The 26,314-nt window shown below is 67.0% G+C and carries 26 protein-coding genes; 9 read left to right on the top strand and 17 right to left on the bottom strand.

What is annotated here, in order from left to right:
- Nucleotides 1-27: 27 nt before the first annotated feature.
- From ACSYS9_RS03515 to ACSYS9_RS03490, 6 genes are all read right to left on the bottom strand, one after another.
- A complete protein-coding gene (locus tag ACSYS9_RS03515; RefSeq protein WP_049460903.1) occupies nucleotides 28-522 on the bottom strand; it encodes a TPM domain-containing protein in 495 nt (164 codons plus the stop codon).
- Nucleotides 522-1,409 (bottom strand): TPM domain-containing protein, encoded by an 888-nt coding sequence (locus ACSYS9_RS03510; RefSeq protein ID WP_049460901.1) that lies wholly within the window; start codon nucleotides 1,407-1,409, stop codon nucleotides 522-524. The genes ACSYS9_RS03515 and ACSYS9_RS03510 overlap by 1 nt, the downstream gene beginning before the upstream one ends.
- Nucleotides 1,410-1,412: 3 nt before the next feature.
- Nucleotides 1,413-2,033, bottom strand: coding sequence for a LemA family protein (locus ACSYS9_RS03505; protein WP_049460899.1), 621 nt, complete (start codon nucleotides 2,031-2,033; stop codon nucleotides 1,413-1,415).
- A gap of 543 nt (nucleotides 2,034-2,576) precedes the next feature.
- Nucleotides 2,577-3,737: an MFS transporter gene (locus ACSYS9_RS03500; protein ID WP_032129923.1), complete on the bottom strand. Its 1,161-nt coding sequence runs from the start codon at nucleotides 3,735-3,737 to the stop codon at nucleotides 2,577-2,579.
- Nucleotides 3,738-3,957: 220 nt separating this feature from the next.
- Nucleotides 3,958-4,707 carry a TerC family protein gene (locus ACSYS9_RS03495; protein ID WP_004144462.1) on the bottom strand — a complete coding sequence of 250 codons (750 nt, stop codon included), beginning with the start codon at nucleotides 4,705-4,707 and terminating at the stop codon, nucleotides 3,958-3,960.
- 32 nt (nucleotides 4,708-4,739) lie between these two features.
- The gene (locus ACSYS9_RS03490; RefSeq protein WP_032129924.1) at nucleotides 4,740-5,135 is read right to left on the bottom strand and encodes a diacylglycerol kinase; all 396 of its coding nucleotides are present in this window, start codon (nucleotides 5,133-5,135) and stop codon (nucleotides 4,740-4,742) included.
- Between the two features lie 213 nt (nucleotides 5,136-5,348).
- Here ACSYS9_RS03490 and ACSYS9_RS03485 point away from each other — a divergent pair, with 213 nt between their 5' ends.
- Nucleotides 5,349-6,050 carry an SGNH/GDSL hydrolase family protein gene (locus tag ACSYS9_RS03485; RefSeq protein ID WP_049461812.1) on the top strand — a complete coding sequence of 234 codons (702 nt, stop codon included), beginning with the start codon at nucleotides 5,349-5,351 and terminating at the stop codon, nucleotides 6,048-6,050.
- Between the two features lie 231 nt (nucleotides 6,051-6,281).
- On the opposite strand, the gene ACSYS9_RS03480 is transcribed toward ACSYS9_RS03485, so the two are convergent.
- From ACSYS9_RS03480 to ACSYS9_RS03470, 3 genes are all read right to left on the bottom strand, one after another.
- Entirely contained in the window at nucleotides 6,282-7,553 is a 1,272-nt protein-coding gene (locus tag ACSYS9_RS03480) for a sensor histidine kinase (protein ID WP_032129926.1), read from the bottom strand.
- A 155-nt stretch (nucleotides 7,554-7,708) separates the two neighbouring features.
- The gene (locus ACSYS9_RS03475) at nucleotides 7,709-8,422 is read right to left on the bottom strand and encodes a response regulator transcription factor (RefSeq protein ID WP_002811889.1); all 714 of its coding nucleotides are present in this window, start codon (nucleotides 8,420-8,422) and stop codon (nucleotides 7,709-7,711) included.
- Between the two features lie 87 nt (nucleotides 8,423-8,509).
- Nucleotides 8,510-9,154, bottom strand: coding sequence for an arylesterase (locus ACSYS9_RS03470; RefSeq protein WP_049461574.1), 645 nt, complete (start codon nucleotides 9,152-9,154; stop codon nucleotides 8,510-8,512).
- Nucleotides 9,155-9,229: 75 nt separating this feature from the next.
- Between ACSYS9_RS03470 and ACSYS9_RS03465 the strand changes: the two genes are divergently transcribed.
- The 3 genes from ACSYS9_RS03465 to ACSYS9_RS03455 all read left to right on the top strand — a co-directional run bounded on the left by ACSYS9_RS03465 (nucleotide 9,230) and on the right by ACSYS9_RS03455 (nucleotide 12,984).
- Nucleotides 9,230-9,877, top strand: a complete 648-nt coding sequence (locus tag ACSYS9_RS03465) for an ABC transporter ATP-binding protein (RefSeq protein ID WP_049461575.1) — start codon at nucleotides 9,230-9,232, stop codon at nucleotides 9,875-9,877.
- Nucleotides 9,874-12,390, top strand: coding sequence for an ABC transporter permease (locus tag ACSYS9_RS03460; protein ID WP_049461576.1), 2,517 nt, complete (start codon nucleotides 9,874-9,876; stop codon nucleotides 12,388-12,390). The genes ACSYS9_RS03465 and ACSYS9_RS03460 overlap by 4 nt, the downstream gene beginning before the upstream one ends.
- Before the next feature lie 108 nt (nucleotides 12,391-12,498).
- A complete protein-coding gene (locus tag ACSYS9_RS03455; RefSeq protein WP_228355089.1) occupies nucleotides 12,499-12,984 on the top strand; it encodes a hypothetical protein in 486 nt (161 codons plus the stop codon).
- A 215-nt stretch (nucleotides 12,985-13,199) separates the two neighbouring features.
- Here the strand turns inward: ACSYS9_RS03455 and ACSYS9_RS03450 are convergent, their stop codons facing one another.
- The 7 genes from ACSYS9_RS03450 to ACSYS9_RS03420 all read right to left on the bottom strand — a co-directional run bounded on the left by ACSYS9_RS03450 (nucleotide 13,200) and on the right by ACSYS9_RS03420 (nucleotide 19,829).
- Entirely contained in the window at nucleotides 13,200-13,601 is a 402-nt protein-coding gene (locus ACSYS9_RS03450) for a hypothetical protein (RefSeq protein WP_143048246.1), read from the bottom strand.
- The gene (locus ACSYS9_RS03445; RefSeq protein WP_049461579.1) at nucleotides 13,588-14,118 is read right to left on the bottom strand and encodes a hypothetical protein; all 531 of its coding nucleotides are present in this window, start codon (nucleotides 14,116-14,118) and stop codon (nucleotides 13,588-13,590) included. Before ACSYS9_RS03445 ends, ACSYS9_RS03450 begins: the two co-directional genes overlap by 14 nt.
- Before the next feature lie 254 nt (nucleotides 14,119-14,372).
- Nucleotides 14,373-15,299, bottom strand: a complete 927-nt coding sequence (locus ACSYS9_RS03440; protein WP_049461580.1) for a DUF6607 family protein — start codon at nucleotides 15,297-15,299, stop codon at nucleotides 14,373-14,375.
- A 73-nt stretch (nucleotides 15,300-15,372) separates the two neighbouring features.
- A complete protein-coding gene (locus ACSYS9_RS03435) occupies nucleotides 15,373-15,972 on the bottom strand; it encodes a hypothetical protein (RefSeq protein ID WP_032129934.1) in 600 nt (199 codons plus the stop codon).
- A 4-nt stretch (nucleotides 15,973-15,976) separates the two neighbouring features.
- Nucleotides 15,977-18,220, bottom strand: coding sequence for a TonB-dependent hemoglobin/transferrin/lactoferrin family receptor (locus ACSYS9_RS03430; protein WP_349675293.1), 2,244 nt, complete (start codon nucleotides 18,218-18,220; stop codon nucleotides 15,977-15,979).
- Nucleotides 18,221-18,373: 153 nt separating this feature from the next.
- A complete protein-coding gene (gene hemP, locus ACSYS9_RS03425; RefSeq protein WP_005412278.1) occupies nucleotides 18,374-18,568 on the bottom strand; it encodes a hemin uptake protein HemP in 195 nt (64 codons plus the stop codon).
- Between the two features lie 289 nt (nucleotides 18,569-18,857).
- Nucleotides 18,858-19,829, bottom strand: a complete 972-nt coding sequence (locus ACSYS9_RS03420; RefSeq protein WP_049461583.1) for an aldo/keto reductase — start codon at nucleotides 19,827-19,829, stop codon at nucleotides 18,858-18,860.
- A 193-nt stretch (nucleotides 19,830-20,022) separates the two neighbouring features.
- Here ACSYS9_RS03420 and ACSYS9_RS03415 point away from each other — a divergent pair, with 193 nt between their 5' ends.
- From ACSYS9_RS03415 to ACSYS9_RS03395, 5 genes are all read left to right on the top strand, one after another.
- Nucleotides 20,023-21,321, top strand: a complete 1,299-nt coding sequence (locus ACSYS9_RS03415) for a NupC/NupG family nucleoside CNT transporter (RefSeq protein WP_010481870.1) — start codon at nucleotides 20,023-20,025, stop codon at nucleotides 21,319-21,321.
- Between the two features lie 25 nt (nucleotides 21,322-21,346).
- Nucleotides 21,347-22,312: a ribokinase gene (locus tag ACSYS9_RS03410; protein ID WP_032129936.1), complete on the top strand. Its 966-nt coding sequence runs from the start codon at nucleotides 21,347-21,349 to the stop codon at nucleotides 22,310-22,312.
- A gap of 148 nt (nucleotides 22,313-22,460) precedes the next feature.
- Nucleotides 22,461-22,892: a hypothetical protein gene (locus tag ACSYS9_RS03405; protein WP_049425064.1), complete on the top strand. Its 432-nt coding sequence runs from the start codon at nucleotides 22,461-22,463 to the stop codon at nucleotides 22,890-22,892.
- Between the two features lie 147 nt (nucleotides 22,893-23,039).
- On the top strand, nucleotides 23,040-24,035 hold the full coding sequence (gene dusB, locus ACSYS9_RS03400) for a tRNA dihydrouridine synthase DusB (protein WP_049425080.1): 996 nt from the start codon (nucleotides 23,040-23,042) through the stop codon (nucleotides 24,033-24,035).
- Nucleotides 24,036-24,209: 174 nt separating this feature from the next.
- On the top strand, nucleotides 24,210-25,037 hold the full coding sequence (locus tag ACSYS9_RS03395) for a class I SAM-dependent methyltransferase (RefSeq protein WP_032129690.1): 828 nt from the start codon (nucleotides 24,210-24,212) through the stop codon (nucleotides 25,035-25,037).
- Between the two features lie 172 nt (nucleotides 25,038-25,209).
- Here ACSYS9_RS03395 and ACSYS9_RS03390 read toward each other — a convergent pair whose 3' ends face one another.
- Nucleotides 25,210-26,277: a metal-dependent hydrolase gene (locus ACSYS9_RS03390; RefSeq protein WP_049461582.1), complete on the bottom strand. Its 1,068-nt coding sequence runs from the start codon at nucleotides 26,275-26,277 to the stop codon at nucleotides 25,210-25,212.
- Nucleotides 26,278-26,314: the final 37 nt, after the last annotated feature.

The raw sequence follows: 26,314 nt of genomic DNA, 5'->3' as shown, positions 1-26,314 counted from the left end.
CTATTCTCGGGCCAGTGCCGCCCCGGCTCAACCAAGGAACTGGGGCGAGTTCGGCAACGCGTCATCGTTCGACCGCGTCGAGGCCGGAAAGTGCCCTTCGATCAGGCTGGAGACCTCGTCGATGGCATCCTGCAGCGCTTCCACCGGATGGGAACCACGCAGGCCCTCGCGCAGGTGGGTGCAGACCCGCTGCCACTGCGCCGGACTGACCCGGCCCTGCAGACCCCGGTCGGCGACGATCTCGATGGCGTGGTCAGCCAGCAGCAGGTAGATCAGTACACCGTTGTTGTGGGTGGTATCCCAGGTGCGCAGGCGGGCAAAGGCATGCTCGGCGGCCTGGCGCGGGGTCACCCTGTGCCACAGCGCCCCCAGCGGCAGGTCCGCTTCCACCGCGAACATCACCTGCCCACCGTGGCGCTGCTCACCGGCCGCGATGGCCTCGGTGATCGCCTGCAATGTGGCGGGCGGGAACGCGCGCCGTACCGACGGCGAAAACACGTGCCGACATAGACGTTGGATCATCACCAGCCCCCCGAAGCACCGCCACCACCGGAGCGGCCACCACCGCCACCCCAGCCGCCACCACCACCAAATCCACCGCCCCCACCGAAGCCGCCTCCGCCGCCCCAGCTGCCACCGCCCCAGCCGCCGCCACCGGCAAAGCGGCCCGGATGGCCGGAGAGCATGGCCACGATCAGCCCTACGACGCCTGCCAGGCCACTGGCCAGCAGCGTGGACGTGAACAGGAACGCCGCCAGCGCCGCACCGGCACCGCCGAGCAGGCCGCGCAGCGGGCGCGGCACGCGCGAGAACACGCCGCGCAGGATGCTGCCGGCGAACACACCGATGAACAGCGCTAGGAACCAGGTATCGCCACCACTGCTGGGCTCACGCCCGCGATGGCCGCTGACCGGTGCCGGCAGCGTTTCGCCGTCGATCAGCTTGACCAGCACCGCCGTGGCGTCGGTGATGCCACCGGCGTAGTCGCCGCTGCGGAAGCGCGGCACCAGGTATTCCTGGATGACCCGGTTGGCGATGGCATCGGGAATGGCGCCTTCCAGACCGTAGCCCGGCTCGATGCGCACGCGCCGGTCGTCCTTGGCCACCACCAGCAGCACCCCGTCATCCACGCCCTTGCGGCCGATCTGCCACTGGTCGAAGACCCGCGTGGTGTACTGCGCGATGTCCTCCGGCTGGGTGCTGGGCACCACCAGCACCTGCAGCTGGCTGCCCTTGCGCTGCTGCAGGTCAGCCGCCTGCTGCACCAGTGCCTGTTTCTGCGTGGTGTCCAGCGTGCCGGTGGTATCGACCACCGGCGAATCCAGCGCCGGAATCGGCGCCAGCTGCTGCGCCTGCGACGCCAGCGGCAGCCACAGCAGCAGGGCCAGCAGCGCAGTGGCCAGGCGCATGGGTCAGTGACCCGGCTGCGGTGCCGGCTGCTGCTGCGGCGCGTTGCCGAAATCGACCGCCGGCGCGTTGGAGATCTGCGCTTCGTTGTCCACCGTGAAGTTCGGCTTGGTCTTGTAACCGAAGATCTTGGCGGTGATCACCTGCGGGAACGAGCGGATGTAGGTGTTGTAGTCCTGCACCTGCTGGATGTAGCGGCCGCGGGCGACGGTGACCCGGTTCTCGGTACCTTCCAGCTGCGCCTGCAGGTCGCGGAAGTTCTGGTTGGACTTCAGTTCCGGATAGTTCTCGGTGACCACCAGCAGCCGCGACAGCGCGCTGCCAAGTTCGCCCTGGGCCTGCTGGAACTGCTTGAGCGAGGCTTCGTCGTCGGCGTTGACGTTGATCTGGCCGACGCGCGAACGGGCGTTGGTGACTTCGGTCAGCACGCGCTCTTCCTGGCTGGCGAAGCCCTTCACGGTCTGCACCAGGTTGGGCACCAGGTCGGCGCGGCGCTTGTACTGGTTGATGACCTCCGACCAGCTGGCCTTGACCGCTTCATCCTTCTGCTGGATGGCGTTGTAGCCGCAGCCGGAGAGCAGGGAGGCCAACAGCATCAGGGGCAGGACACGGGTGAACAGGCGCATGGCGGAGGTTCCGGGTGGGCTTGGCGCCGAGCATGCCATGGTTCGGGTGAAAGACCGGCCATCGGGCGCCGCCCCCTCCGCGGTGGTTGGCGGGCTCTCTGTGGTTGGCCGGGAGGGTGGGTTGGCTGGGGGGCGCTGCAAGTACGTCCATGTAAGCTCGATCGCCGCATCCATGCGGCTCACGCCCCCAGCCAACCCACCCTCCCGACCAGGGACAATTTCCTGCCACCGCGGGAAAGATCAGAAAAAAGCAAAAGCAAAAGCAAAAGCCGGTTCTTCAGGCATTCGTGTCGACCAAGGTCGACACCTGCCAAAGCAGAACGACGTTCCGACAGACCGCGGGAATCTGTCGAAGGCGGGGTGGGTCCGGTTGAGGGGGCGTGAGCCGCATGGATGCGGCGACCGAGCTTACATGGACGTACTTGCAGCGTCCCCCTCAACCGGACCCACCCCGCCAACCCACGGAATGCAGGCTTTTGCCGTTGACGTTGACGTTGATTCGGCGGGTGCAGGGCTGCAAGCCCTGCCGGAATCCAACACTCCTCAGCAAGCCTCGGCCACCGCAGTGCGCGGACGCCCCAGCCATGCCAGCAGCAACCCCGAGGCCGCCAGCAGGCCACCGGCCACCGGAATCGCGGCGTAGCCCAGGCCCGAACTGATCACCGCACCGCCCAGCGCCGCACCCACGGCATTGCCCAGGTTGAACGCACCGACGTTGATCGACGACGCCAGTCCCGGCGCCTCGCTGGCCGCCTGCATCACTCGGATCTGCAACGGCGGCACGATGGCGAAAGTCGCCGCGCCGAACAGCAGCACGCCCAGCGCCGCCGTGGCGTGATTCATGAAGGCCAGCGGCAGCACGAACATCAACACGGCCAGGACCGCCAGCAGGATGCGGGTGGCGCCATCCAGCGACCAGTCGGCCATGCGCCCGCCGATGCCGTTGCCGAAGGTGAAGCCGATGCCGATCAGCGCCAGCGACATCGCGATGAAGGCGTTGGAGGCACCGGTCAGCTCGGTCAGCACCGGCGCCACGTAGGTGTAGAGGGTGAACATCGCGCCGGCGCCAAGCACGGTGGTAGCCATCGCCAGCAGCACCTGCGGCTGCAGGATCGCTCTCAGTTCGCGGCGCACGTCCGGGCGCGGCCCCGGCGCGGATGCCGGCAGTGCGAGGCCGAGCGCGGTGATCGCGACCAGGCCCAGCACCGCAGTACCGGCGAAGGACAGGCGCCAGCCGAGCTGCTGGCCCACCCAGGTGGCCAACGGCACACCGCCGATGTTGGCGATGGTCAGGCCCATGAACATGGTGGCCACGGCGGCAGCCTGCTTGTCCTTCGGCACCAGGCTGGCGGCAACCACCGCACCGATGCCGAAGAAGGCACCGTGATTGAGGCTGGTGACCAGACGCGACAGCAACAGCAGGCCGTAGTTCGGGGCCAGTGCCGAGAGCAGGTTGCCGACCACGAAGATCGACATCAGCAGCATCAGCGCGGTGCGCTTGCCAAACCGTCCCATCAGCAGGGTCATCACCGGCGCGCCCAGCATCACGCCCACGGCATAGGCGGTGATCAGCATGCCGGCGGTTGGAATGTTCACGCCGACGCCGTCGGCAATGACAGGCAGCAGGCCCATCGGCGCGAATTCAGTGGTGCCGATGGCGAAGGCGCCGACGGCAAGGGCCAACAAGGCGGCTCTGGAGTTCATGGGGTCATCCTGCGTGGGGCAGGTCCTGGAAAAGAGCGCGTAGCCTGCGCGCTTTGTCGGCCCGGATTAAGCCTCGCCCCGGGAAAACACTGTTGACCCCAATTCACAGCTGGCGGGAACCTCCCCGCCGGGCATGGCCCGGCGAGCCCAATGGGTCCCATAACGCAGAACCCCCGGCGCTGGCCGGGGGTTCTGGGACACACATTTGCCTGTGATCTGCTTACCAGTCGCCAGCACCCGGCACGTGGTGATCGCGTGCGCGGCGGCGCATCAGCAGGTTCAGCCATTCCACCAGCACCGAGAAACCCATGGCCGCATAGATGTAGGGCTTGGGCACGTGCACGTCCAGGCCATCCAGGATCAGCACCGCACCGATCAGCAGGATGAAGGCCAGTGCCAGCATCTTCACGGTCGGGTTTGCGTCGATGAAGCGGCCCAGCGGGTTGGCGGCCAGCAGCATCACCAGCACCGACAGCAGGATGGCGGCGACCATCACCGGGATGTGATCGGCGATGCCGACGGCGGTGATCACCGAGTCCAGCGAGAACACGATGTCGATGATGGCGATCTGCAGGATGACCATGCCGAATACACCCGAGGCCTTGCTGGTGGCCGGGTTCTCGTCTTCGCCACCGGTGATCAGCTCCTTGATCTCCATGTAGCCCTTGATGATCAGGAACAGGCCACCGACGATCAGCACCAGGTCGCGGATGGAGATGCCCATACCAGCCACGGTGAACAGGTTGGCGGACATGTGCGCCAGATAGGCCAGCGACACCAGCAGGGCGATGCGGGTGATGCAGGCCACGGCGATGCCGAGCTTGCGCGCGAACGGGCGACGCTCTTCCGGCAGCTTGCTGACCGCGATGGAAATGAACACCAGGTTGTCGATGCCGAGCACGATTTCCAGTGCGCTCAGGGTGAACAGGGTCACCCAGGCATTGGGGTCGGCGAGGAACTCAAAGGACATGGAAACTCTTCAGGGCAGTGGGGGAATGGGGATCAGCCGTAATTGCCGGCCATTGCATGCGGGACCACGACCAGCGCCCAGCACAGAAGCACGTTCATCATCAGCACGAACACTGCCGCCGAACCCATGTCCTTGGCGCGGCCGGCCAGCTCGTGGATCTCGCTGCCGTAACGTTCGATCACCGCCTCGATGGCCGAGTTGGCCAGTTCCATCGCCAGCACCAGCAGCATCGAGCCGATCAGCAGCGCACGCTCGACCGGGGTCTGGCCCAACCAGACCGCGACCGGGGTCAGCAGGATCAGCAGGTAGACCTCCAGCCGGAACGAGGACTCATGCAGCCAGGCGGCGCGCAGGCCCTGCCAGGACCAGCGCGCGGCCTGGAAGATGCGGCGCGGGCCGCGGGGCAGATGGCCGAACTGATCAGCCACGGGTGGAACATCCAGCAACAGGGGCGCGGCGCAGCGACCGCTCAGACGCACGGCAGGGAATCATGGGTGCACAGGGATAGGCAGATGGCCGCCATTTTGCCACAAGGCCGCCAGCCGCATCCCGGCACCGGCCCGGTGAATGGACTGCCAGGGGCAAGCCCCGGCCCGCCCCAGCTTCTATGATGGCTTTCCCCTTCCCTGCTGGAGCGCCTGATGTCCCGTCGCCGTACCTGCCTGCTGATGCTGGGCCTGCTGACCGCCGCCCCCCTGGCCCAGGCGCTGAGCCCGGCCAAGCCGCCGCGCGTGCCCGAGCAGGTCTCCAACGTGGCCTGGGCCGGCGACATGGCCCACTTCGCCAGCGCCGACCAGGCCAGCCCGCCGCCGCGTGGTGGCATCGAGTTCATCGGCAGCTCCTCGATTCGCTTCTGGGAGAGCCTGGCCACCGACTTCCCCGGCCAGCCGGTGTTCAACCGCGGCTTCGGCGGCTCGGAAGTCCGCGACAGCACCTGGTACGCCGGCCGCATCGTGGTGCCGTATGCGCCATGCAAGGTGTTCTTCTACGCCGGCGACAACGACCTCAACAGCGGCCGCAGCGCCGTGCAGGTGCGCGACGATGTGGTTGCCTTCGTGCAGCGCGTGCATCGCGACCTGCCGAAGACGAAGGTGGAGTACCTGTCGATCAAGCCAAGCCCGTCGCGCGCGCACCTGCTGCCGGCGATCAACGAGGCCAACACGCTGATCAAGGCCGCGCTGGCCAAGCTGCCCAATACCGGCTTCACCGACGTCTACACGCCGATGCTGGGCGCCGACGGCCAGCCGGATGCGTCGCTGTTCCGCGAGGACATGCTGCACATGACCCCGGCCGGCTATGCGATCTGGACCAAGGCGCTGGCGCCGAAGGTGAAGTGCAACTGAGCAACCCCATCCACGCATGGCGTGGATCTACTGCGGATCGCGGGAAACTGTCGAAGGCGGGGCGGTGTGGGTTTGCAGGACCGTTGGCGCCATGGATGGCGCCATCGAGCCCCCATGGACGGGTTTACGGCGTGTCCTGCAAACCCACACCGCCCCGCCATTTCACGGAATGCCCGCTTTTGATGTTGATGTCGCCTCGGCGGGTGCCGGGCGCAGCCCGGCAAAAGCCCTCTACCGGAAGATCACCGTGGCCTCGGTGCCCTGACCCGGCTCGCTGGCCAGGCTGACCTTCCAGCCAAAGCGATCGCACAGCCGGCGCACGATCGACAGGCCCAGGCCGGTGCCCTGCGGGCGGCTCGGCTCGGCGCGGTAGAACGGCTCGAAGGCCCGCGACAGTGCGTCGGCCGACATGCCGATACCGGTATCGCGCACCACAACCCGATCGTTGTGCACATGCACGTCGATGCGCCCCTCATCGGTGTAACTGCACGCGTTGCGCACCAGGTTGCTGACCACCACCTGCAGCACCCGCGGCGGCGCATGCAGCTGCACCGGGCCATCGCTGTGCAGATGCACCGACACCGGGCGCGTACCCAGCAGTTCGTTGGCGTTGTCCACTTCGTAGCGGACGATGTCATTGACGTCGAACAGCTCGACCTGGGGTTCGACGTCGGCCTCGCGGGCCAGGATCAGGAAGGCATCGATCACCGCCTCCATGTCACGGCCGGCACGCTGGATGCGCTGCAGGCTGCGGCGCAGGCGCGGCTCCAGGCTGTCATCGCCCAGCGCCATGTCGCTGGCCACGCGGATGACGGTCAGCGGTGTGCGCAGTTCATGGCTGGCATCGCGGGTGAAATTGCGCTCGCGCGCCACGTGCGCGCTGACCCGGTTGGCCAGCGAATGCAGTGCGGCCGCCAGCTGGCGGGTCTCGCCCTGCATGTCCGCCGGCAGCTTGTTCGGCTCCAGGTCGGCCGCCTCCGGGTGGCCCGGGTCCCAGCGCGAGACGCGCCGCGCCAGCCAGTTCACCGGCGATACCAGGCGCTTGGACGCACGATAGGTGACCCAACTGGCGCCATACACCGCCAGCAGGGTCAGCAGCACCGGCACGATGCCGAACCAGAACGCCAGCATCTCCGCACGCGAACGCAGGAATACCAGGTAGAGGCGGCCGGCCGGGCGCACATCGACCAGCACCAGCTGGTCGTCCTTGGGCAGTTCGTGGAAGCCGGGCTCCAGGTTGCGCAGATTGGCCGGCAACGACAGGGCCGACTGCCCGCTTTCCAGCAGGTAGCCACGGATGTTCTGGGTGTTGGGTGGCGGCTGCACCGGCGAGGCCTCGTGCAGCGTCCAGAAGTACGCCGCCTCCTCGCGCAGGGCGGCGCCGACCAGGCTGTGCTTGATCACCAGCGAAACCAGCCACGCACCGAGCAGGATGCCCAGGCTGGCCAGCACTGCCTGCAGGATGAAAGCGATACGGATCTTGCGCGGCAGGCCGTGCGGCATTGCGGGGTCCCGGTCAGAGCGCTGCGATTATAGGCAGCGCACCGCGCCGTTGGGATGCACGGGCGATGACCGGCGGCACTGCCGGACGGTCATCCCCTGCCCTTGTGCCTGGCCGCAGCCCGGCCCGGCCTGCGGCTGCACCGGCGCGGGCCTGCTCAGGCCATCGGCTGGGCGATGTCGGCAATGCGGTAGCCGGCACTCTGCACGGTATGCAGCAGCGGACGGTCGAACGGCTTGTCGATGATCTTGCGCAGGTTGTACAGGTGGCTGCGCAGGGTGTCCGAATCCGGCAGGCCGTTGCCCCAGATCTCGCGTTCGATCTCCTGGCGGGTGACCACGCGCGGCGATTCGCGCATCAGGATGGTCAGCAGGCGCAGGCCGATCGGCGACAGCTGCAGCTCGGTACCGGCACGGGTGGCACGCATGCTGACCGGATCGAGCACCAGGTCGGCGACCTTCAGCACTTCCGAACCGACCTGGCGACGCTCGCGGCGGATCAGCGCGCGCAGGCGGGCTTCCAGCTCCTGGATCGCGAACGGCTTGGTCAGGTAGTCATCGGCGCCGAAACCGAGGCCGGTGAGCTTGTCGTCCAGCGTGTCGCGTGCCGTGAGCATCAGCACCGGGGTGGACTTGCGCGCATCGTTGCGCAGGCGACGGCACACTTCGATGCCATCCAGGCGCGGCAACATCAAGTCGAGCACCACGACGTCATAGCTGTTCTCCGCCGCAAGGCGGTAGCCATCCAGGCCGTCCTGTGCATAGTCGACTTCGAAGCCGCGACCTTCCAGGTATTCCCCGATCATCTCGGAGATGTTGCGGTTGTCTTCGACCACCAGCACCAAGCCGGAGGTCTCCTTCGTCTGACGCATGTGATTCCCTCTAACTTCAGCTTTGTGAAACATGCCGGATCGACGGTGGACGCGATGTGAAGTTCCGTCAAGAGGTAAACAAACGGTTCAGAGCAGCGGTCTGAGCAGCGGCCAGACGTTGTCCAGCACCTTCGGCTGCGCCTGTGCGGTCGGGTGCAGGCCGTCGGCCTGCATCATGCCCGGCTGCAGGGCCACGCCCTCCAGCAGGAAGGGCAGCAGCGGCAACTTGTACTGCGTGGCCAGCGCCTTGTAGGCCGCCGCAAGGCGCTGGCGATAGGCTGGCCCGTAATTGGGCGGCACGTCGATGCCCAGCAGCAGCACCTTGGCACCGGCCTTCTGGCTGGCCTGCACCATCTTTTCCAGGTTGCCCTGCACCTGCGCCGGGGTCAGCCCGCGCAGTGCGTCATTGCCGCCGAGGGCAATCACCACCACGGTCGGCTTTTCCTTCGCCAGCAGGCCGGGCAGGCGGGTCAGCGCGCCAGCGGTGGTCTCCCCGCTCATGCTGGCGTTGACGATGCGCGCCGGCGTTTTCGACTGCTGCGTGACCCGCTGCTGCAGCAGGCTCACCCAGCCGGCGTCGGCAGGGATATTGTGGGCAGCACTGAGGCTGTCGCCGAGCACCAGCACGGTGCCAGCCGGACCTTTGGCACACGCCAGCCCGGGCAGCAGCAGGAACCCTAGCAGCAGCACCATCATCACGCCGGCTCGCCGGCTCCATCCCGTCTTGCGCATTGGAGTCTCCTCATCGACAGCCTGTCCCCCCGCAGCGCGTCCGTTGCCATCGCCGTCGACCGGGTCGGCAAATCCGTGCAGGGCCCGGAGGGTGAAGTCCACATACTGGACAACATCACCCTGACCGTCCATGAAGGGACCAGCGCGGCCATCGTCGGCGCCTCCGGTTCCGGCAAGACCACCCTGCTCGGCCTGCTGGCCGGGCTGGACCTGCCCAGCCGCGGCCGCATCGCGCTGGCCGGCCAGGACCTGGCGGCGCTGGACGAGGAGGCCCGCGCCCAGCTGCGCGCGCGTGAAGTCGGCTTCGTGTTCCAGAGCTTCCATCTGCTGCCGGCACTGACCGCCGCCGAGAATGTCGCGCTGCCGCTGGAACTGGCCGGGCGCGAAGACCGGGCGCGGGTCGAAGAAGTGCTGGCCCAGGTCGGCCTGGCCCATCGCGCCCGCCACTATCCGCGCCAGTTGTCGGGCGGCGAGCAGCAGCGCGTGGCACTGGCACGTGCCTTCGTCACCCGCCCGCGCATTCTGTTCGCCGACGAACCGACCGGCTCGCTGGACCACGCCACCGGCCAGCACATCAGCGACCTGCTGTTCGAACTCAACGCCGGCAGCGGCACCACCCTGGTGCTGGTCACTCACGACCTGCGCCTGGCCCAGCGTTGCCAGTACATCCACCGCATCGACGACGGCCGCCTGCTGCCGGTCGAGCGTGGGGCGCAGGCATGAACCTGCTGCAACACGCGTGGCGCGCGCTGCGCCGCGAGGCGCTGGCCGGCGACCTGCTGACCGTGTTCGCCGCGCTGGTGCTGGGCGTGGCGGTGATGACCGCAGTCGGCACGCTGGTGAACCGGGTCAACCTGGCACTGACCGGCAGCGCAGCGGAAATGCTAGGCGGCGACCTCGGCATCGCCGGGCGCGATGACCCGCCGCAGGCGTTCGCCGACGAGGCGCAGCGGCGCGGACTGGCCTACACCCGTATCGCCAGCTTCGGCAGCGTGCTCTTCAACGGTGATGCCAGCCAGATGGCCAGCATCAAGGCGGTGCAGGCGGGCTATCCGCTGCGTGGCACGCTGCGGGTGCGGGCCACGCCCGGGGGCGCCCTGATCGACAACGCCGGCATGCCGGCCAAAGGCCAGGCCTATGCCGACCCACGCCTTCTCCAGGGGCTGGGACTGAAGGCCGGTGACGACCTTGAATTCGGCGCTGGCACGCTGCGCATCGCCGGCATCATCGAGGCCGAGCCGGATACCGGCGGCGACCTGCTTACGCTTTCCCCCACCCTGCTGGTCAACCGCGCCGATGTGGAAGGCACCGGCCTGCTCGGTCCGGGTAGCCGCATCAACTACCGGCTGATGTTCGCCGGAGCAGCAGAACCGATCGCGGCACTTCGGCAATGGCTGCTGCCGCAGGTGAAGGGCCTGCGCCTGCTGAGTGTGGACGACACCCAGCGTGGCGTGCGCCAGGCGTTCGACCTGGCCGGGCGCTTCCTCGGCCTCAGCGCGCTGCTGGCGGTATTGCTGGCCGGTGTTGCCACGGCGCTGGCGGCGAACCGCTTCGCCCTGCGCCGCATCGACCAGGTGGCGATCCTGCGCTGCCTGGGCGCGCGCCAGCGCGACATCCTGTCCGGTCTGGCACTGCAGCTGCTGATGCTGGCGGTGCCGGCCTGCGCACTCGGCATCGGCCTGGGCATGGCGGCGCAGGAAGGCCTGGTGCAGGTGCTGGGCAGCCTGGTGCCGCAGCGCCTGCCGCTGCCCGAGGCAATGCCTGCGCTGACCGGTGCCGGCATCGGGCTGTTGCTGCTGTTCGGCTTCGGCCTGCCGCCGCTGCTGCGCCTGCGCGGGGTGCCGCCGATGCGGGTGCTCAACCGTTCCTTCGCCGCCCTGCCGCCGGCCTCGCTGCTGGCCTACGTGGCTGCCCTGGCGGCCAGCCTGCTGCTGGCGGTGCAGGTCACCGGTGATCTCAAGCTGGCGCTGTGGGTGCTGGGCGGGTTGGCCGCGCTGGCGGTGGCGGCCGGCGTGGTCGGCTTCGTGCTGCTGCAGCTGCTGCGCGGCCTGCAGCACCGCCTGCATGGCCACTGGCGGCTGGGACTGGCCGCGCTGACCCGGCGCCGGATGCTGGCGGTGATGCAGCTGGTGGGGCTGTCGCTGTCGCTGTGCGCGCTGTTGCTGCTGGCGGTGACCGGCCCCGGCCTGCTGCAGCAGTGGCGCGAGCGACTGCCCGCGGATACGCCGAACTACTTCCTGATCAACATCCAGCCCGAACAGCGCGACAGCGTGCTGGCCGCACTGCGTGGACTGGGCGCCAACGACGCCAGCATCGAACCGATGGCCACTGGCCGCCTGATCGCGATCAACGGCAAGCCGCCGCTGCGCGTGGACCGCTCGCCTGAGCAGAACGGGCAGCCGGCACAGGGCGAAGGCCAGCGCGATGACGACGACGAGAACCGGCCGTTGAACTTCAGCTGGCGCAGCAGCTTCCCGCCGGCCAACACACTGGTCAACGGCACCTTCTGGAAGGCAGACAGCACCGCCGCCGAAGCCTCGGTGGAAATCGGCTGGGCCAAGCGCTACGGCGTGCATCCCGGCGACCGCATCACCATTGCGGTGGGCGAGCAGGAACGCGAGTTCACTGTCACCAGCGTGCGCAAGGCCGACTGGAACACTTTCCGTCCGAACTTCTTCGTGCTGCTGAACCCGAATGCGGTGGGCGATACGCCACACAACCTGCTGTCGGCATTCCATCTACCGGCCGGCAAGGCCGCCGGACTGGGCGAGCTGGTACGCGCGCAGCCGAACCTGTCGTTGCTGGACGTGGATGCGGTGATCTCGCAGGTGCGCGATGTGATGGAACGGGTGGCACAGGCGGTGCAGCTGGTGATGGTGTTCAGTCTGCTGGCCGGCGTGCTGGTACTGCTGGCCGCGCTGCAGGCCACGGCGGGCGAACGGCGCTACGACAGCGCGGTGCTGCGCACGCTGGGCGCGACCCGTCGCCAGCTGCGTGGCGCGGTGCTGGTGGAATTCGGTACGCTGGGCACGCTGGCCGCGTTGCTGGCGGTGGGCGCGGCCGCTGCGATCGGCGTGGCGGTCTCGCAGAAGGTGTTCGAACTGCCGTTGCTGCCGCCGTGGCCGGGCCTGCTGATCGGCGGCGTGGTCGGCATCGGCTTGAGCCTGCTGGCAGGCTGGTGGGGTACGCGCGCGATCCTGCATACGCCACCGGCACTGGCCCTGCGCGAAGCCTGACGCGATCGTGACACGCTCGGGGGGGCGCTATGCTGCGCGCCCCACCCGATCAGATCGTCCGGAAGCGCGGAACGTTGCTCCCGCGCTCCCGAGGTTCAAGGAATGAAGATGAAATACAGCCTCTGTCTGCGCATCCTTCTGGCCAGTTCCCCGCTGCTCACCGCGGTGCTACCCGCAGGCGCCCGCGCGGCGGAGGGCTATGTTCCTGACGCGGTGCAGGCCTTCGTGCTGGAAACGGTGCTGGCTGATGAAGCGCAAGCCTTCCTCGAGGGCCACCCGACCTATCTGGTTCCGGCCAGCGTGTCACGCACGCGCAGCGATGCCGGCGTGGTGGCCGACCTGCGTGCTGAGTTCGACCGGTTCTACCGGGGCCAACCGAAGCCGAGAAAGGAAGTGGCGCACATGGCGATCCTCGTCGCACAGACCGCGCTGCTGCTGCCGGACCGTAGCGCCTGCAGCACGGATCGAGTGCGTTGCCACCAAGCTGTCATGGGCGTCCGCACCCGCGATGACGAGGCCAGCCTGCAGGCCACCTTGCGTGCGTTCCAGGACGCCGGGCTGGACCTGACCACCTTGGGCGAGAAGGCGTCTTGAGTGCACCGCATCCACGCATGGCGTGGATGCAGCGTGCGATCACCGATGGAGAGCGTGCCGAGCAAGCTCGGCACCTACCAGGAGCAGATATCCGGCACGGCACATCCACATCACGCGTGGATGCGGTGTGCGATCACCGGCGAAGAGCCTACCAAGCAAGCTCGGCACCTACCGGAAGCAGGGGTTGGTAGATCCACGCCATGCGTGGATGCGGCTCACAACGCCTGCTGCTTTGCCCAAGCCACGGTCGTATCCATCGCACGCTGCATTCCCGAAAGCGCTGTGAACACGCAGAGCTCGTCCTTGGCATTGTCATCCCCTACCCGGTTGTGGACTTCGGTGTAGTCCGGAGGGCTTTCGAAAATGACGATACGGACGATGTTGCCGCTGATCAGATGCTTGGCGGAGAAAATGGGGTTGGCTTCGCGGTCTTTCGTACCATCGACGAAGAACACGTTGTAATGCGGGCTGCGGAAGTCTTCAGCACGCAGATTGGCCGTCTGGATGCCGGCCGTGAACGCGTCGAGGAAATGCTGTTCGAGACGATCATGAACTGCGGATCGGACAGGTACGTTTCGAACAACTGGCGCTCTTCCACGAGCATCAGCGAACCTCATTTTCGAGCAATGGAATCGCAAGGACACGAACCACGTCGTGACCTGGAGGACCATCAGTGCGGCTCTCGCAGAAGCGAAATCCAGCGAGCATGCCAGCATCTTCGAACACGGAGCGCACGATGTCGATTTCAGCCGAAGCCGCCCTGTCGGATTCGTGCCGACGGTGGCTCCCGAACGCAACCCCTTCGGGGCCTGGATAATAGAAGACGCTTGGAAGCAGGATGCCCTCTTGCGCGTGCAGCTCGAAGTCGGTGAAGCTCAATGCGAGGAACATCTTCGCATCGGCTGAATCACGTGCACGACCGGAAATGCGGACTGTTGAAAGCACGTGACTGCAGAGACTGAGCAGATAGGCCGAGGTCCATCGAGGCCCAAGGCGCTCCAGCACTCCATCAATCCGACTCAAGCGCGAGACAAGTTCCACCTCCTCGAAGTCGTCGATTTCGAGATGGAAACTGTCGATGTCGTCACAGGCTTCGCCGGACAACAGTTGACTACAGAGGTCGGAGAGCTTCATCGGTGGGATGATCAAGGGCGGCGTGGGCAGCCACCCTATCGCACACCCAACCTCCGAGCGGAGGTTTCGAGAGAATGTGGCGAATTACGTCAAAGCGATACGCATCAGGCGCCATGTAACGCGACCCCGAGCATGGATGCCACGTGCAATCGCCGGCGAAGAGCGTGCCGAGCAAGCTCGGCACCTACCAGAAGCGGATACGCGGCGCTGCACCTGACCAGAGGATCTGCGCCATGAGTCGAGCAGGGCTCGACTTACTGGGCCTTTTCCACGTACTTGGCGAACACGTCGTCGATCTGCTTGTCCTTCACCTTCTTGCCGGCCTGGATCTCTTCGGCCTGGGTGAACATCGGGATGATCATCGCCATGCCGTCGATCTTGGTCTTCAGGTGCACCCCCGGGGCCTGGCCGAGGAAGCCATCCCAGCGCTGGCGCACCTTGGCCCAGTATCCGGCGGTGGCCTTCCAGTAGTTGCGCGCCGGGGTGAAGTCGACCTCGGTGGTCTTCACGTAGTCGTTGAAGCCGAACTCGCGGGCGGTCTCCACCTGGCTGCCATCGGCGTTGCGCTGCACCTTGGTGTTGAACTGCTCGTGGGTCCAGCCGTTCGGGGTCAGCGTGTGGCGGTTGATCACGGCCAGCGCGTTGTAGTCACTGCGCTTGGTGTACTCGCGGCGCGGCAGCGGACGCCAGCTCAGGTCGCTGGTCCAGCTCGGCACGTTGTTGGTGTAGGTCCAGGTGCCGGTGCCGCAATAGCGCGGTGCGTCGCTCACTTCGTATACGCACTGGGTCCAGGCGCCCTGGTTCACCGCCGCCGGAATGCTGCGCACCTTCCAGGTCTGGTCGGCACTGAACTCGAAACGGTTCGGTGCTTCGTACACCCAGTCCTGGCGCCAGTGCTTGGTGATGTGGCCGCTCTTCTCGTCCAGCAGCAGGTGCTGCAGCACGATGCGCTTCGGCGTGTCTTCGACCACGATGACCACTTCGCTGCCGCCGCTGCGCATCGCCGGCGCGCGCTCGTAGCCCGGCTTCAGCAGCACGGTCTCGTCGAAGGCGAAGTCCACGGTGTACTCACCCTGCATGGCAAGGATGCTGTCGTGGTCACGGGCGATATCGGAGGGCTGCGCGCTGGCCACGCCGCTGGCGGCGAGCACAAGCAGGGCGCTGGCTGTCTGGAGCTTCATCGGGGTCTTCCTTCGGGGTTGCAGATGCGTTGAGAGGCCGTCCGTGGCCGACAGGCGTTCCATCAGGAGTGGGTCACAGGCGGATCAGCGGCAGGTCGCCGGGAATTCGCGGCGCCGGACGCCGCGCGGCATCGGCACAGCAGCAATCGTCGATTGCCAGCTCGCCTTCGGCACCTTCCAGCCGTGCAATGCGGCGCGCGGTGGCTGCGCCCAGCGAGGACAGGGTCGACAGACTGGCGGCCAGCGTGCGGCCATCGTCGGCGGCATGCAGGCGCAGCGCGCACAGGCGCCAGCGCTGGCCACCCAGATGACCGGCCAGGCGCCGCCACAGGCGTTCGCCGACGCTGCCATCGCTGTCGTGCTCGGGCCCCGGCGGCAGCGCAGCCACCAGCCGGTCCCAGGCCAGGAAGTCGCTGTCCGGCAGCAGGTACAGGCGCCACACGCAGCGGCCGCGGCCATCGAGGAAGCACAGGCTTTCGCGCAGGCCTTCGCTGTCCACGCCCTGGCAGGCATGCACGCGTACGGCCTGGCGCCAGCCGCCCAGCTCGTTGCCGTCGGCGTGGTACAGGCACAGCACGGTGCCGAGCGTGGCCAGCTGTGCCGGGGTCGGCCAGGCCGCGCTGTGCGGCGCGGCGATGGAGTCATTCCTGCGTGCGGACAGTGCTCGGCTCATGAGGTCACCAGGAAACGGCAAGGCTGGCGGAGAAGGTGCGGCCCGGGCTGCTGAAACGATCGCTCAGTGCGCGATTGGTGATCAGGCTCGGCGTGATGGACGACCATTCGATGTAGCGCTTGTCGGCCAGGTTGAACACGCCGACATTGAAGGTCGCACCCGGTGCGAAGTTCCAGTGCGCCATCAGGTCCAGCACGCCGTAGCCGGCCGGCTGGTAGACGAACGGCGCCGGTGCGTTCGGATTGGTCTGCGCAGCAGGCGGCGGCAGGCGCTTCTTGCGCTGCACGAAGGTGCCGGCCAGTTCGACTCCCCATGTATCGGTGTCGTACATCAGGCCCAGCGTGCCACGCAACGGATCGACCGAGGCCAGCGGTTCGTCATCGGTCCGGTTGTCACCACGCGACCAGGCCAACGCACTGCGCAGCGCCCAGCCCTTCAGCGCCGGACTGAGCTCACCGAATTCGATGCCGGCCTTCATTTCCGCACCATAGATGCGCGCGTCGGCGATGTTCTGCGACTGGAACACGGTCAAACCCTGTGCGTTGCGGCCGGTATCGACGTTGGACTCGATGAAATCCTTGTAGTCGTTGTAGTAGCCACTGACGCTGACGTACGCCGCCGGCGCGATGAAGCGCAGGCCAAGCTCGTAGCCGTCGCTGGTTTCCGGCTTCAGGTCCGGGTTGGCGATGGCGGTGTAGCCGAAGGCCACGTTGGTCAGGCCGATGTTGACGTCGTTGTACGGCGGCGAACGGAAGCCACGCGCATAGCCGGCGAACAGCGACCACTGGTCGGTGAAGCGCCAGACCATGCCCAGCTTCGGCGACACGCTGGTCTTCTTCAGCTGCGCCACGGCCGTGGTCGGGTTGTCTTCGGCGAAGATGCTGTCCACTTCCGGCTTCAGCTCGTAACGGTCCACGCGCACGCCCGGCACCAGCGACAGCTTGCCGTCGGCCAGGCGCATTTCATCCTGCGCGTACAGGCCCAACTCGGTGGTCTTGCTGATCGGGAAGTCACGCACCGGGAAGGTGTCGGGGGTAACGGTGTTGCTGACCACACCGGCACGGTTGACCTGGTAGCCGTCGCGCTTCTGGCGGATCTCGGTACGGGTGCCTTCGAAGCCGTAGGTCAATGCGTGCTCGACGCTGCCGGTGCTGAACGCCTTGTTGAACTGCGCCTGCAGGCCAAAGGCATGCTGGTCGAAGGAGAACACGCGGTGACGGCGGCTGCCGTCGGTGCGGGTCTCGTCGGTCTGCTGCCGCGTTTCGCTGTTCTGCGCATACACCTGCCAATGCAGGCTGTCGGCGAACGGCTGGTCCAGCGCATCCATTTCGTGGGCAAAGGACACGCGGGTACGCTTCTGCGTGTCGTGGGACTTCATGCCAGTAGCCGCAGCCATCGCGCCGGGGCGCGGTGCAACGCTGGCAATCGCCGACAACACATTGGTATCGGTGGTGTCTTCGTTGCCTTCCACGGTCAGGCGGAAGCGCTGGTCTTCGCTCGGTGCGTAGACCAGCTTGCTGAGCAGGCTGCGGCCGTCGCGGTCCTGCGGATTGGACGCCGTACGGGTGTCGTTGTCGCTGCGCACCGTGCCCTTGCTGTCCGTTTCCTGGCCTTGGTGGTGGTTGACGTTGACCAGGCCGCTCCAGTGGTCGCCACCAAAGGCGGCGGTGGCACCGCCGAGCAGGCCCTTCCACTCACCGTCGTAGCCGAACTTCAGGCCGAAGTAGCTGTTCTTGCCGTCCTTGAGGTAGTCGGCCGGGTCCTTGGTGACGAACGCCACCACGCCGCCCAGTGCATCGGAGCCGTACAGCGAGCTGGCCGGGCCGCGCACGATCTCCACGCGCTTGAGCGTATCGAGGTCGGTGAAGTTGCGGTTGGAACTGGCGAACGAACCGATGTCGAACCGGGTCGGCATGACGATGCCATCGGTCTGGATGCGCACACGGTTGCCGTCCAGGCCACGGATGCGGAAACCATCCAGGCCGAAGCGGGTCGCGCTGCGGGTGACCGACAGGCCCGGCTCGTAGCGCACCAGATCCTTGATGTCCTGCACCAGGTGCCGGTCCATCTGCTCGCGGTCGATGACGTCCACGGTGGCCGCCACGTCACTCACGGCCCGCTCGGTGCGGGTGGCGGTGACCTGCACCCGATCGAATTCGCGCGCATCAGGGGCGGCGGTGGCAGCAGCGTGGGCGGACAGCGGCAACGCCATCCAGACAGCAAGACACAGGGCGGTATGGCGGGTCATCGGGTTCGTTCGGTCAGGCAGGGGAACCCCCGGTTACCGGCACACCCGGAAGGTGCACGCGGTAGACCGAGGGGGAGAGAGCGGGAGCGGACGGGTCGCCCACCCTGTCGGCGCTGCCGGCAGGAGGGAGGGAGGCGGGCGACCAGGCCGCGATTACTTGGTCAGGATCAGCTTGTCGTTGCTGGTGTGCCGCAGGCGATAGAAGCGGTCGCCGTGCTGGATCAGGATTTCACGACGGCCCTTGAGCAGGGCTTCGCTGTCGATGACCTCTTCCGGCGGAACGACGCGGACCGGTCGATCGCGGAGGGTCAGCGTTTCGGGGCGCAGCAGTACAGGTTGAGCATTCATGAGCATCTGGACTCGTGCGAGGGACGAGTTAAATGATAATGATTCTCAGTTGACAATCAACAACCATTCTCAATTTGATTGATGAGATTAATGATCGAATTCTGAAATTCGATAGATTTCATATATTGAAAGGTGGGGGCACACGGCTTTTGTAGAGTCGAGCCACGCTCGACTGCTCTCGCGCCGTCGCCTGGAAATGCCCGCGCTACGTGCGGAGTCGAGCATGGCTCGACTCTACAAAGGCCCGACCAACCTGGAGTCGAGCGTGGCTCGACTCTCCAAAGGGTTGTCAGGCGAAGACGGCTTCGACCTGGGCCCAGCCGGCCGCGTCGACCTGCTCCAGCACGTCCAGTGCCTGCAGGTTCTGCAGCAGCTGGCTGACCCGGCTTGCGCCGAGGATCACGCTGGAAACGTTCGGGTTGCGCAGGCACCAGGCGATGGCCAGCGTGGCCGGGGCATGGCCGAGCGCGCGTGCCACCTCGCTGAAGCGCCGCACCTGGCCCAGGCGGGCCCCGGCGTCGGCCCCCAGCACCAGGCCCTGCAACCACTCCATGCCTTCCCGCCCCAGCCGCGCATCGGCCGGGATGCCCTGGTCGTACTTGCCAGTGAGCAGGCCCGAGGCGAGCGGCGAGAAGATGGTGGTGCCCAGGCCGGCACCCGCATACAGCGGCGCGTACTCGACCTCGACCCGCTCGCGGTGTAACAGGTTGTACTGCGGCTGCTCCATCGACGGGCCCTGCAGGTTGCGCGCCTCGGCGATGTCCAGCGCCTGCTGGATCTGCGCCGCCGACCACTCCGAGGTGCCCCAGTAGAGGATCTTGCCCTGCCGTACCAGGGTATCCATGGCGTGCACGGTCTCGGCGATCGGCGCGTCCGGATCCGGGCGGTGGCAGTAATAAAGGTCCAGGTAGTCCACCCTCAGGCGCTTGAGCGCGGCATGGCAGGCGTCGGTCACGTGCTTGCGCGACAAGCCGCGCTGGGTCGGCCGCGGGTCCTTGGCACTGCCGAAGAACACCTTGCTGGACACGCAGAAACCGTCGCGCGGCAGGCGCAGGTCGGTGATCACGTCGCCCATGACCTGTTCGGCACGGCCGTTGGCATAACCCTCGGCGTTGTCGAAGAAGTTGACGCCATGATCCCAGGCGGCGGCCACCAGGTTGCGGGCCTCATCGCGCGGGACCTGGTCGCCGAAGGTCACCCAGGCGCCGAAGGACAAGGCGGAAATCGGCAGGCCGGTGGAGCCCAGGCGACGGTATTGCATGCGAATCTCCTGCTGCGGGCCCGCATCCGGGCCGGGATCGAACCCCATTCTACCCGCCGCCGCCAGCCGCAAGCCCTTGCCGTTGCTGGCCTGATCGGTACCGTTGGCCGCGCGCACGCTGCTTTTTCTTGCCCCGGCCCCTGCCCTGCACTAGGCTTCCCGTTTTTCGCGACGCCCTAGGGGAGTCACTCACATGGTCGAAGGTTTGGGCAGGATCGGCTTCGGCCTGTTCGGGTTGGCGGTGCTGATCGGCATCACCTGGTTGTTTTCCAATAACAAGCGCGCGGTTGACTGGAAGCTGGTTGCCACCGGTATCACCCTGCAGATCGCCTTTGCGGCGCTGGTGATCCTGGTGCCGGGCGGGCGCGACGTGTTCGACGCGCTGGGCAAGGGCTTCGTCAAGATCCTCAGCTACGTCAACGAGGGCTCGGGCTTCATCTTCGGCTCGTTGATGGACACCAAGAACTACGGCTTCATCTTCGCCTTCCAGGTGTTGCCGACCATCATCTTCTTCTCTGCGCTGATGGGGGTGATGTACCACCTCAACATCATGCAGGGCATCGTGCGCGTGATGGCCTGGTCGATCACCAAGGTGATGCGCGTGTCGGGTGCGGAAACCACCAGCGTCTGCGCCAGCGTCTTCATCGGCCAGACCGAGGCGCCGCTGACCGTGCGCCCGTACATCGCCAGGATGACCCAGTCCGAGCTGCTGACCATGATGATCGGCGGCATGGCGCACATCGCCGGCGGCGTGCTGGCGGCCTACGTGGGCATGCTCGGCGGTGGCGATCCGGCGCAGCAGGCCTTCTACGCCAAGCACTTGCTGGCGGCCAGCATCATGGCCGCGCCGGCCACGCTGGTCGTGGCCAAGCTGCTGATTCCGGAAACCGGCACCCCGCTGACCCGCGGCACGGTGAAGATGGAAGTCGAGAAGACCTCCAGCAACATCATCGACGCGGCCGCAGCCGGCGCCGGTGACGGCCTGAAGCTGGCGCTGAACATCGGTGCGATGCTGCTGGCCTTCATCGCCCTGATCGCGCTGCTGAACGCCCCGCTGACCTGGATCGGCGATGTGACCGGCCTGGCCGCTGCCATCGGCAAGCCGACCAACCTGTCGACCATCTTCGGTTACGTGCTGGCCCCGATCGCCTGGGTGATCGGCACCCCGTGGGCCGATGCCACCACCGTCGGTTCGCTGATCGGCCAGAAGGTCGTGATCAACGAGTTCGTGGCCTACACCGAGCTGTCGCAGATCGTGAACGGTCAGATCGCCGGCGTGAGCCTGTCCGAGGAAGGTCGCCTGATCGCCACCTACGCGCTGTGCGGCTTCGCCAACTTCAGCTCGATCGCGATCCAGATCGGCGGCATCGGCGGCCTGGCCCCGGAACGTCGCCACGATCTGGCCAAGTTCGGCCTGCGCGCGGTGTTGGGCGGTACCATTGCCACCTTCATGACGGCGACCATCGCCGGCGTGCTGACGCACTTCAGTTGAACCCTTGGTTGAGAAAAGATTCCCTATGAGCAGCAGTGTCGTTGTCGTCGGTTCCTTCAATGTCGATCACGTGTGGCGGTGCGAGTCGCTGCCGGCACCGGGTGCGACCATTGCCGGCCGTTACAGCACCGGCCCCGGTGGCAAGGGCTTCAACCAGGCCGTGGCGGCCTGCCGCGCCGGTGCCGACACGCACTTCGTATGCGCGCTGGGCGACGACGCCGGTGGTGCCACCGCCCGTGAGCTGGCCGCGCAGGATGGATTCGCGCTGATCGCCGAGGCCAGCAGCGAGCCGACCGGCACCGCCGGCATCTACGTCGATGCCCGTGGCCGCAACACCATCGTGATCGGACCGGGTGCCAACGCCGCGCTGAGCACCGACTTCCTGCAACAGCAGCAGGCCCTGCTGACCGGCGCCAAGGTGGTGCTGGTGCAGCTGGAATCGCCGGTGCAGACCATCGAAGCGGCGCTGGCCACGGCCCGCGAGGCCGGCGTCACCACCGTGCTCAACACCGCACCGGCCGACGCCCCTTCGACCATCGGCCTGCTCAAGCTGGCCGATGTGATCACCCCGAACGAGACCGAGTTCGCAGCCCTGCTCGGCCGCCATGTCGGTGAGCGCGTGGATGCCAACGACGTCGCCGCGCTGGATGGTGCCAGCCTGCATGCGCTGTGCCGCAAGCTGGTCGGCAACGGTACCGTGGTGGTGACCCTGGGTTCGGTGGGTGTATTCGTGTCGCATGCCGACGAGAACCTGCGCGGCGATACCCAGCCGTACTACCGCGTGGGTGCCGAACAGGTGCAGGCGATCGACACCACCGGTGCCGGTGACGCCTTCAACGGTGCGCTGGCCGCGTCGCTGGCGCAGGTGGCCGACGCCCCGTTCGCCCGCCACGTGCGCTTCGCCAACCAGTTCGCCGGTCGTTCGACCGAGAAGGAAGGCGCTGCTGCGGCAATGCCGCGCTTCACCCCGGCCGACGTGGAAGTGAAGTAGATCCACGCCATGCGTGGATGGGAAGGCCCGGGTGCGCTGGCATCCGGGCCTTTCTTTTGCCCATTGTCCAGCTCTGCGACCGCCTGCCGCATTGCCCTCACCCCGCCCCTCGCCGAACATCCGCGCAGCTTCTCTGCACGGGCAGGACATGGACGGATTCCCCTGGTTGCTGGTTGCCGCCGCCGGCAGTGCCATCGCAGCCTTGCTGCATATCGGCTGCATTGCCTTTGGGGCACCCTGGTACCGGTGGTTCGGCGCTGGCCAGCGCATGGTCCGGCTGGCACAGGCGGGGCATTGGTGGCCACCACTGATGACCGCCGGCATTACTGCCGTGCTGGTGGCCTGGACGCTGTACGCGCTGGCAGCCGCAGGCTGGCATTCGCCGCTGCCGGCCAGCCGTCCGGTGCTGTCGGGCATCGCCCTGCTGTTGCTGGTGCGCGCGGCGATGGGCTTCGGGCTGGCGCTGCTCCGGCCCGGCTACAACGGCCGGCACTTCTGGGTACTCAGTTCACTGGCCTGCCTCAGCCTGGGGCTGGCCTTCGCGCTGGGGACCCGCCAGGCCTGGCAGAGCCTGGGGTAGCCGCCTACCATCGCCCGCCCTTGGGGGCGGCGGAAGCAACCGTCAAGCATCTGTTGATGCCGGTACGGCATGAGCTGGGTGCGGATCGGCCTGAACCGGACCGCGCCCGACACGGCCGTACCGCCGCCCGCGCCCTACAATGGGCGCATGCAGATCGGCCCGTACACCATTGCCCCCAACGTCGTGCTGGCGCCCATGGCCGGCGTCACCGACAAGCCTTTCCGCCTGCTGTGCAAACGGCTGGGCGCGGGACTGGCCGCCTCGGAAATGACCATCAGCGACCCGCGCTTCTGGACCACGCGCAAGTCGATCCATCGCATGGACCATGACGGCGAGCCGGCACCGATCAGCGTGCAGATCGCCGGCACCGAGCCGCAGCAGTTGGCCGAAGCCGCCCGCTACAACGTGGACCACGGCGCGCAGATCATCGACATCAACATGGGCTGCCCGGCCAAGAAGGTGTGCAACGCCTGGGCCGGTTCGGCACTGATGCGCGACGAACAGCTGGTGGCGCGCATCCTCGAAGCCGTGGTCAACGCGGTGGACGTGCCGGTCACGCTGAAGATCCGTACCGGTTGGGACTGCGACCATCGCAATGGTCCGGTGATCGCGCGCATCGCAGAGAACAGCGGTATCGCCGCACTGGCGGTGCACGGCCGCACCCGCGACCAGCACTACACCGGCCAGGCCGAGTACGCCACGATCGGCGAGATCAAGGCCGCACTGCGCATTCCGGTGATCGCCAACGGCGATATCGATTCGCCGCAGAAGGCCGCCTACGTCCTGAAGGAAACCGGCGTGGATGCAGTGATGATCGGCCGCTCGGCACAGGGCCGGCCATGGATCTTCCGCGAGGTGGCGCATTACCTGGCCACCGGCGAGGAACTGCCGCCGCCGTCACTGGCAGAAGTGCGCGACATCCTGCTCGGCCACCTGCATGCACTGCATGCGTTTTATGGCGAGCCGCAGGGCGTGCGCATCGCGCGCAAGCACCTGGGCTGGTACGCCAAGGATCGACCGGAGAATGCCGCCTTCCGCGCGGTGGTCAACCGTGCCGAAGATCCGGCCAGCCAGATCGCATTGACGACCGAGTACTTCGACCGCCTGATTGCCGGGGAACCGGCGTTGTCTTCGGCAGCCTGAGCGCGCCAGCCCCTCGTAACCCGCCCGACTGCCTTGATCCGTAGAGTCGAGCTTGCTCGACTGCTCCACACCGTAGAGTCGAGCGTGCTCGACTGGCTTTCTGAACAGTCGAGCACGCTCGACTCTACGCGCCCCTTCCATTGATCACGCTCGACGCTACAAGAGCCCGCCCCCATGACCCCGCCGATTTCCTCCCCGACCTACCTGCACGGATTCTCCGGCACCGAGCAGCAGCGCCTGATGACCCAGGCACGGCTGCTGGAATCGAGCATCTTCGGCCAGATCGACTACAGCGGCGCGCGTCGCCTGCTGGAAGTCGGCAGCGGCGTCGGCGCGCAGACCGAAATCCTGCTGCGCCGCTTCCCCGATCTGCACGTGACCGGCGTGGACCTGAGCGAAACACAGCTGGCCACCGCGCGCGAGAACCTGGCGCGCACACCGTGGTGCAGCGACCGCTACACCCTGCAGCAGGCCGACGCCGGCGAGCTGCCGTTCGAAGCACGCAGCTTCGACGCGGCGTTCCTGTGCTGGGTGCTGGAGCACGTGCCGTCACCAGCACGCGTATTGAGCGAAGTGCGCCGCGTGCTGGCCCCGGGTTCGCCGGTCTACATCACCGAGGTGATGAATGCCTCGTTCCTGCTCGACCCGTATTCGCCGCATATCTGGCGCTACTGGATGGCCTTCAACGATTTCCAGTACGACCACGGGGGAGATCCGTTCGTCGGCGCCAAGCTGGGCAACCTGCTGCTAGCCGGCGGCTTCCGCGACGTGCACACCGAGATCAAGACCATCCACCTGGACAACCGCGAACCGGCCCGTCGCAAGACGATGATCGCGTTCTGGGAACAACTGCTGCTGTCGGCTGCCGACCAGCTGTTGCAGGCCGGATCGGTGGACGAGGAAACCGTGGAAGGCATGCGTCGCGAGTTCCGCCTGGTGCAGAACGATCCGAACGCGGTGTTCTTCTATTCGTTCGTGCAGGGCCGCGCCACGGTGTATTGATTCGGTGGAGCCACGTCATGCGTGGCTGCCTTGGCCGATGCACCCCGCCATCCACGCATGGCGTGGATCTACGGATGCGACACTGCACCGCCGATGGAGGCAGTAGAGCCACGCCATGCGTGGCTGCCATCGCCGATGTCCGCGCCATCCACGCATGGCGTGGATCTACGGATCAATGCACGGCGCTGTGGTCGACCGCACCCGGCTGTGCTGCCGGCTGATGCCAGATCCGCTGCCACATCGCGGCCAACCGGCGTCCGACGTCGGCGCGTGCAGCCGGGCTGCTGTAATCCACCCGCACCTGCTCGGGCGTGATCGCCCGCCACTGCCCATCAGCCTGCTCGGCCACCGCGAAGTTGAAGGTGTAGTCCGGTTCCAGCCCCATACGCAGGTCGCTCAGCACCAGCCGGCCGTCCACCACCTGCGCACGCATGAAGCCACGATTGAACCACGTCAGCTGCTGCACCGCCGGGATGGCCTGCGCTTCGCGCAAGGCCTGCACGTTGGATGCGTGGCCTTCGAACCGCATCGGCCCGTGGTCGGCCACCAGCGAGCGGTCGCCCACCACGTAGCCGTTCGGCGTCATTGCCACCACGCGCCACAGCAGGGTGTTGAACGGCATCGGCACCGAGAAGCGCGGCGCATCGCCCAGGCCCATCGCCGCCAGGCTCTGCTGGGCAGCACGGTCGACCTGCGCCTTGGCGATCAGGCCCCAACCCAGGTAGGCACTGCTGACCAGCAACGCCACACCCAGCACCTTGCCAGCCCAGGGGCGGGCGCGACCAAACCAGGCCAGCACGCAGCCCAGCAGCAGCCATACCGTGTAGCCGAGATCGATGATGAAGACACTGGAACCCATGGTCGGGTGTGGGCGCAGCGGCCACCACAGCTGGGTGCCGTAGACGGTGAACGCATCCAGCATGGGATGGGTGACCAGCGCCAGCTGGATCGCCCAGAACCAGCGCACCGGTGACTGGGCGACGCGGCCATTGCCGAAGCGCTTGAACAACCACCAGATCAGTGCCGCCACCCAAGGCAGCACCAGCAGCGAGTGGCTGAAGCTGCGGTGCTCGATCATGTTCGCCACCGGGTCGGCGGCAGTGAAGCCGAGCCACAGGGCGTCGAGGTCCGGCAGGGTGCCGAGCGCGGCACCGGCCAGCAGGGCCGCACGGCGATGTCCGGGCGGGGCGATGGCAGCAGCGACGGCGCCGCCGAGCACGATCTGGGTCAGGGAATCCATGGGCCGATGCTAGCGGCTTGCGGGCGTGCCGTCTTGA

The organism is Stenotrophomonas sp. STK17_22, assembly GCF_051983905.1.
Lineage (GTDB): Bacteria > Pseudomonadota > Gammaproteobacteria > Xanthomonadales > Xanthomonadaceae > Stenotrophomonas > Stenotrophomonas maltophilia_A.
Note: the sequence above shows the minus strand (reverse complement) of the source record. Positions and strands in the feature narration are given on the sequence as shown.

Coding starts and splice junctions, on each gene's coding strand:
- ACSYS9_RS03515 (WP_049460903.1), bottom strand. CDS start 522: ATGATCCAACGTCTATGTCGGCACGTGTTTTCGCCGTCGGTACGGCGC.
- ACSYS9_RS03510 (WP_049460901.1), bottom strand. CDS start 1,409: ATGCGCCTGGCCACTGCGCTGCTGGCCCTGCTGCTGTGGCTGCCGCTG.
- ACSYS9_RS03505 (WP_049460899.1), bottom strand. CDS start 2,033: ATGCGCCTGTTCACCCGTGTCCTGCCCCTGATGCTGTTGGCCTCCCTG.
- ACSYS9_RS03500 (WP_032129923.1), bottom strand. CDS start 3,737: ATGAACTCCAGAGCCGCCTTGTTGGCCCTTGCCGTCGGCGCCTTCGCC.
- ACSYS9_RS03495 (WP_004144462.1), bottom strand. CDS start 4,707: ATGTCCTTTGAGTTCCTCGCCGACCCCAATGCCTGGGTGACCCTGTTC.
- ACSYS9_RS03485 (WP_049461812.1), top strand. CDS start 5,349: ATGTCCCGTCGCCGTACCTGCCTGCTGATGCTGGGCCTGCTGACCGCC.
- ACSYS9_RS03480 (WP_032129926.1), bottom strand. CDS start 7,553: ATGCCGCACGGCCTGCCGCGCAAGATCCGTATCGCTTTCATCCTGCAG.
- ACSYS9_RS03475 (WP_002811889.1), bottom strand. CDS start 8,422: ATGCGTCAGACGAAGGAGACCTCCGGCTTGGTGCTGGTGGTCGAAGAC.
- ACSYS9_RS03470 (WP_049461574.1), bottom strand. CDS start 9,154: ATGCGCAAGACGGGATGGAGCCGGCGAGCCGGCGTGATGATGGTGCTG.
- ACSYS9_RS03460 (WP_049461576.1), top strand. CDS start 9,874: ATGAACCTGCTGCAACACGCGTGGCGCGCGCTGCGCCGCGAGGCGCTG.
- ACSYS9_RS03455 (WP_228355089.1), top strand. CDS start 12,499: ATGAAATACAGCCTCTGTCTGCGCATCCTTCTGGCCAGTTCCCCGCTG.
- ACSYS9_RS03450 (WP_143048246.1), bottom strand. CDS start 13,601: ATGAGGTTCGCTGATGCTCGTGGAAGAGCGCCAGTTGTTCGAAACGTA.
- ACSYS9_RS03445 (WP_049461579.1), bottom strand. CDS start 14,118: ATGAAGCTCTCCGACCTCTGTAGTCAACTGTTGTCCGGCGAAGCCTGT.
- ACSYS9_RS03440 (WP_049461580.1), bottom strand. CDS start 15,299: ATGAAGCTCCAGACAGCCAGCGCCCTGCTTGTGCTCGCCGCCAGCGGC.
- ACSYS9_RS03435 (WP_032129934.1), bottom strand. CDS start 15,972: ATGAGCCGAGCACTGTCCGCACGCAGGAATGACTCCATCGCCGCGCCG.
- ACSYS9_RS03430 (WP_349675293.1), bottom strand. CDS start 18,220: ATGACCCGCCATACCGCCCTGTGTCTTGCTGTCTGGATGGCGTTGCCG.
- hemP (WP_005412278.1), bottom strand. CDS start 18,568: ATGAATGCTCAACCTGTACTGCTGCGCCCCGAAACGCTGACCCTCCGC.
- ACSYS9_RS03420 (WP_049461583.1), bottom strand. CDS start 19,829: ATGCAATACCGTCGCCTGGGCTCCACCGGCCTGCCGATTTCCGCCTTG.
- ACSYS9_RS03415 (WP_010481870.1), top strand. CDS start 20,023: ATGGTCGAAGGTTTGGGCAGGATCGGCTTCGGCCTGTTCGGGTTGGCG.
- ACSYS9_RS03410 (WP_032129936.1), top strand. CDS start 21,347: ATGAGCAGCAGTGTCGTTGTCGTCGGTTCCTTCAATGTCGATCACGTG.
- ACSYS9_RS03405 (WP_049425064.1), top strand. CDS start 22,461: ATGGACGGATTCCCCTGGTTGCTGGTTGCCGCCGCCGGCAGTGCCATC.
- dusB (WP_049425080.1), top strand. CDS start 23,040: ATGCAGATCGGCCCGTACACCATTGCCCCCAACGTCGTGCTGGCGCCC.
- ACSYS9_RS03395 (WP_032129690.1), top strand. CDS start 24,210: ATGACCCCGCCGATTTCCTCCCCGACCTACCTGCACGGATTCTCCGGC.
- ACSYS9_RS03390 (WP_049461582.1), bottom strand. CDS start 26,277: ATGGATTCCCTGACCCAGATCGTGCTCGGCGGCGCCGTCGCTGCTGCC.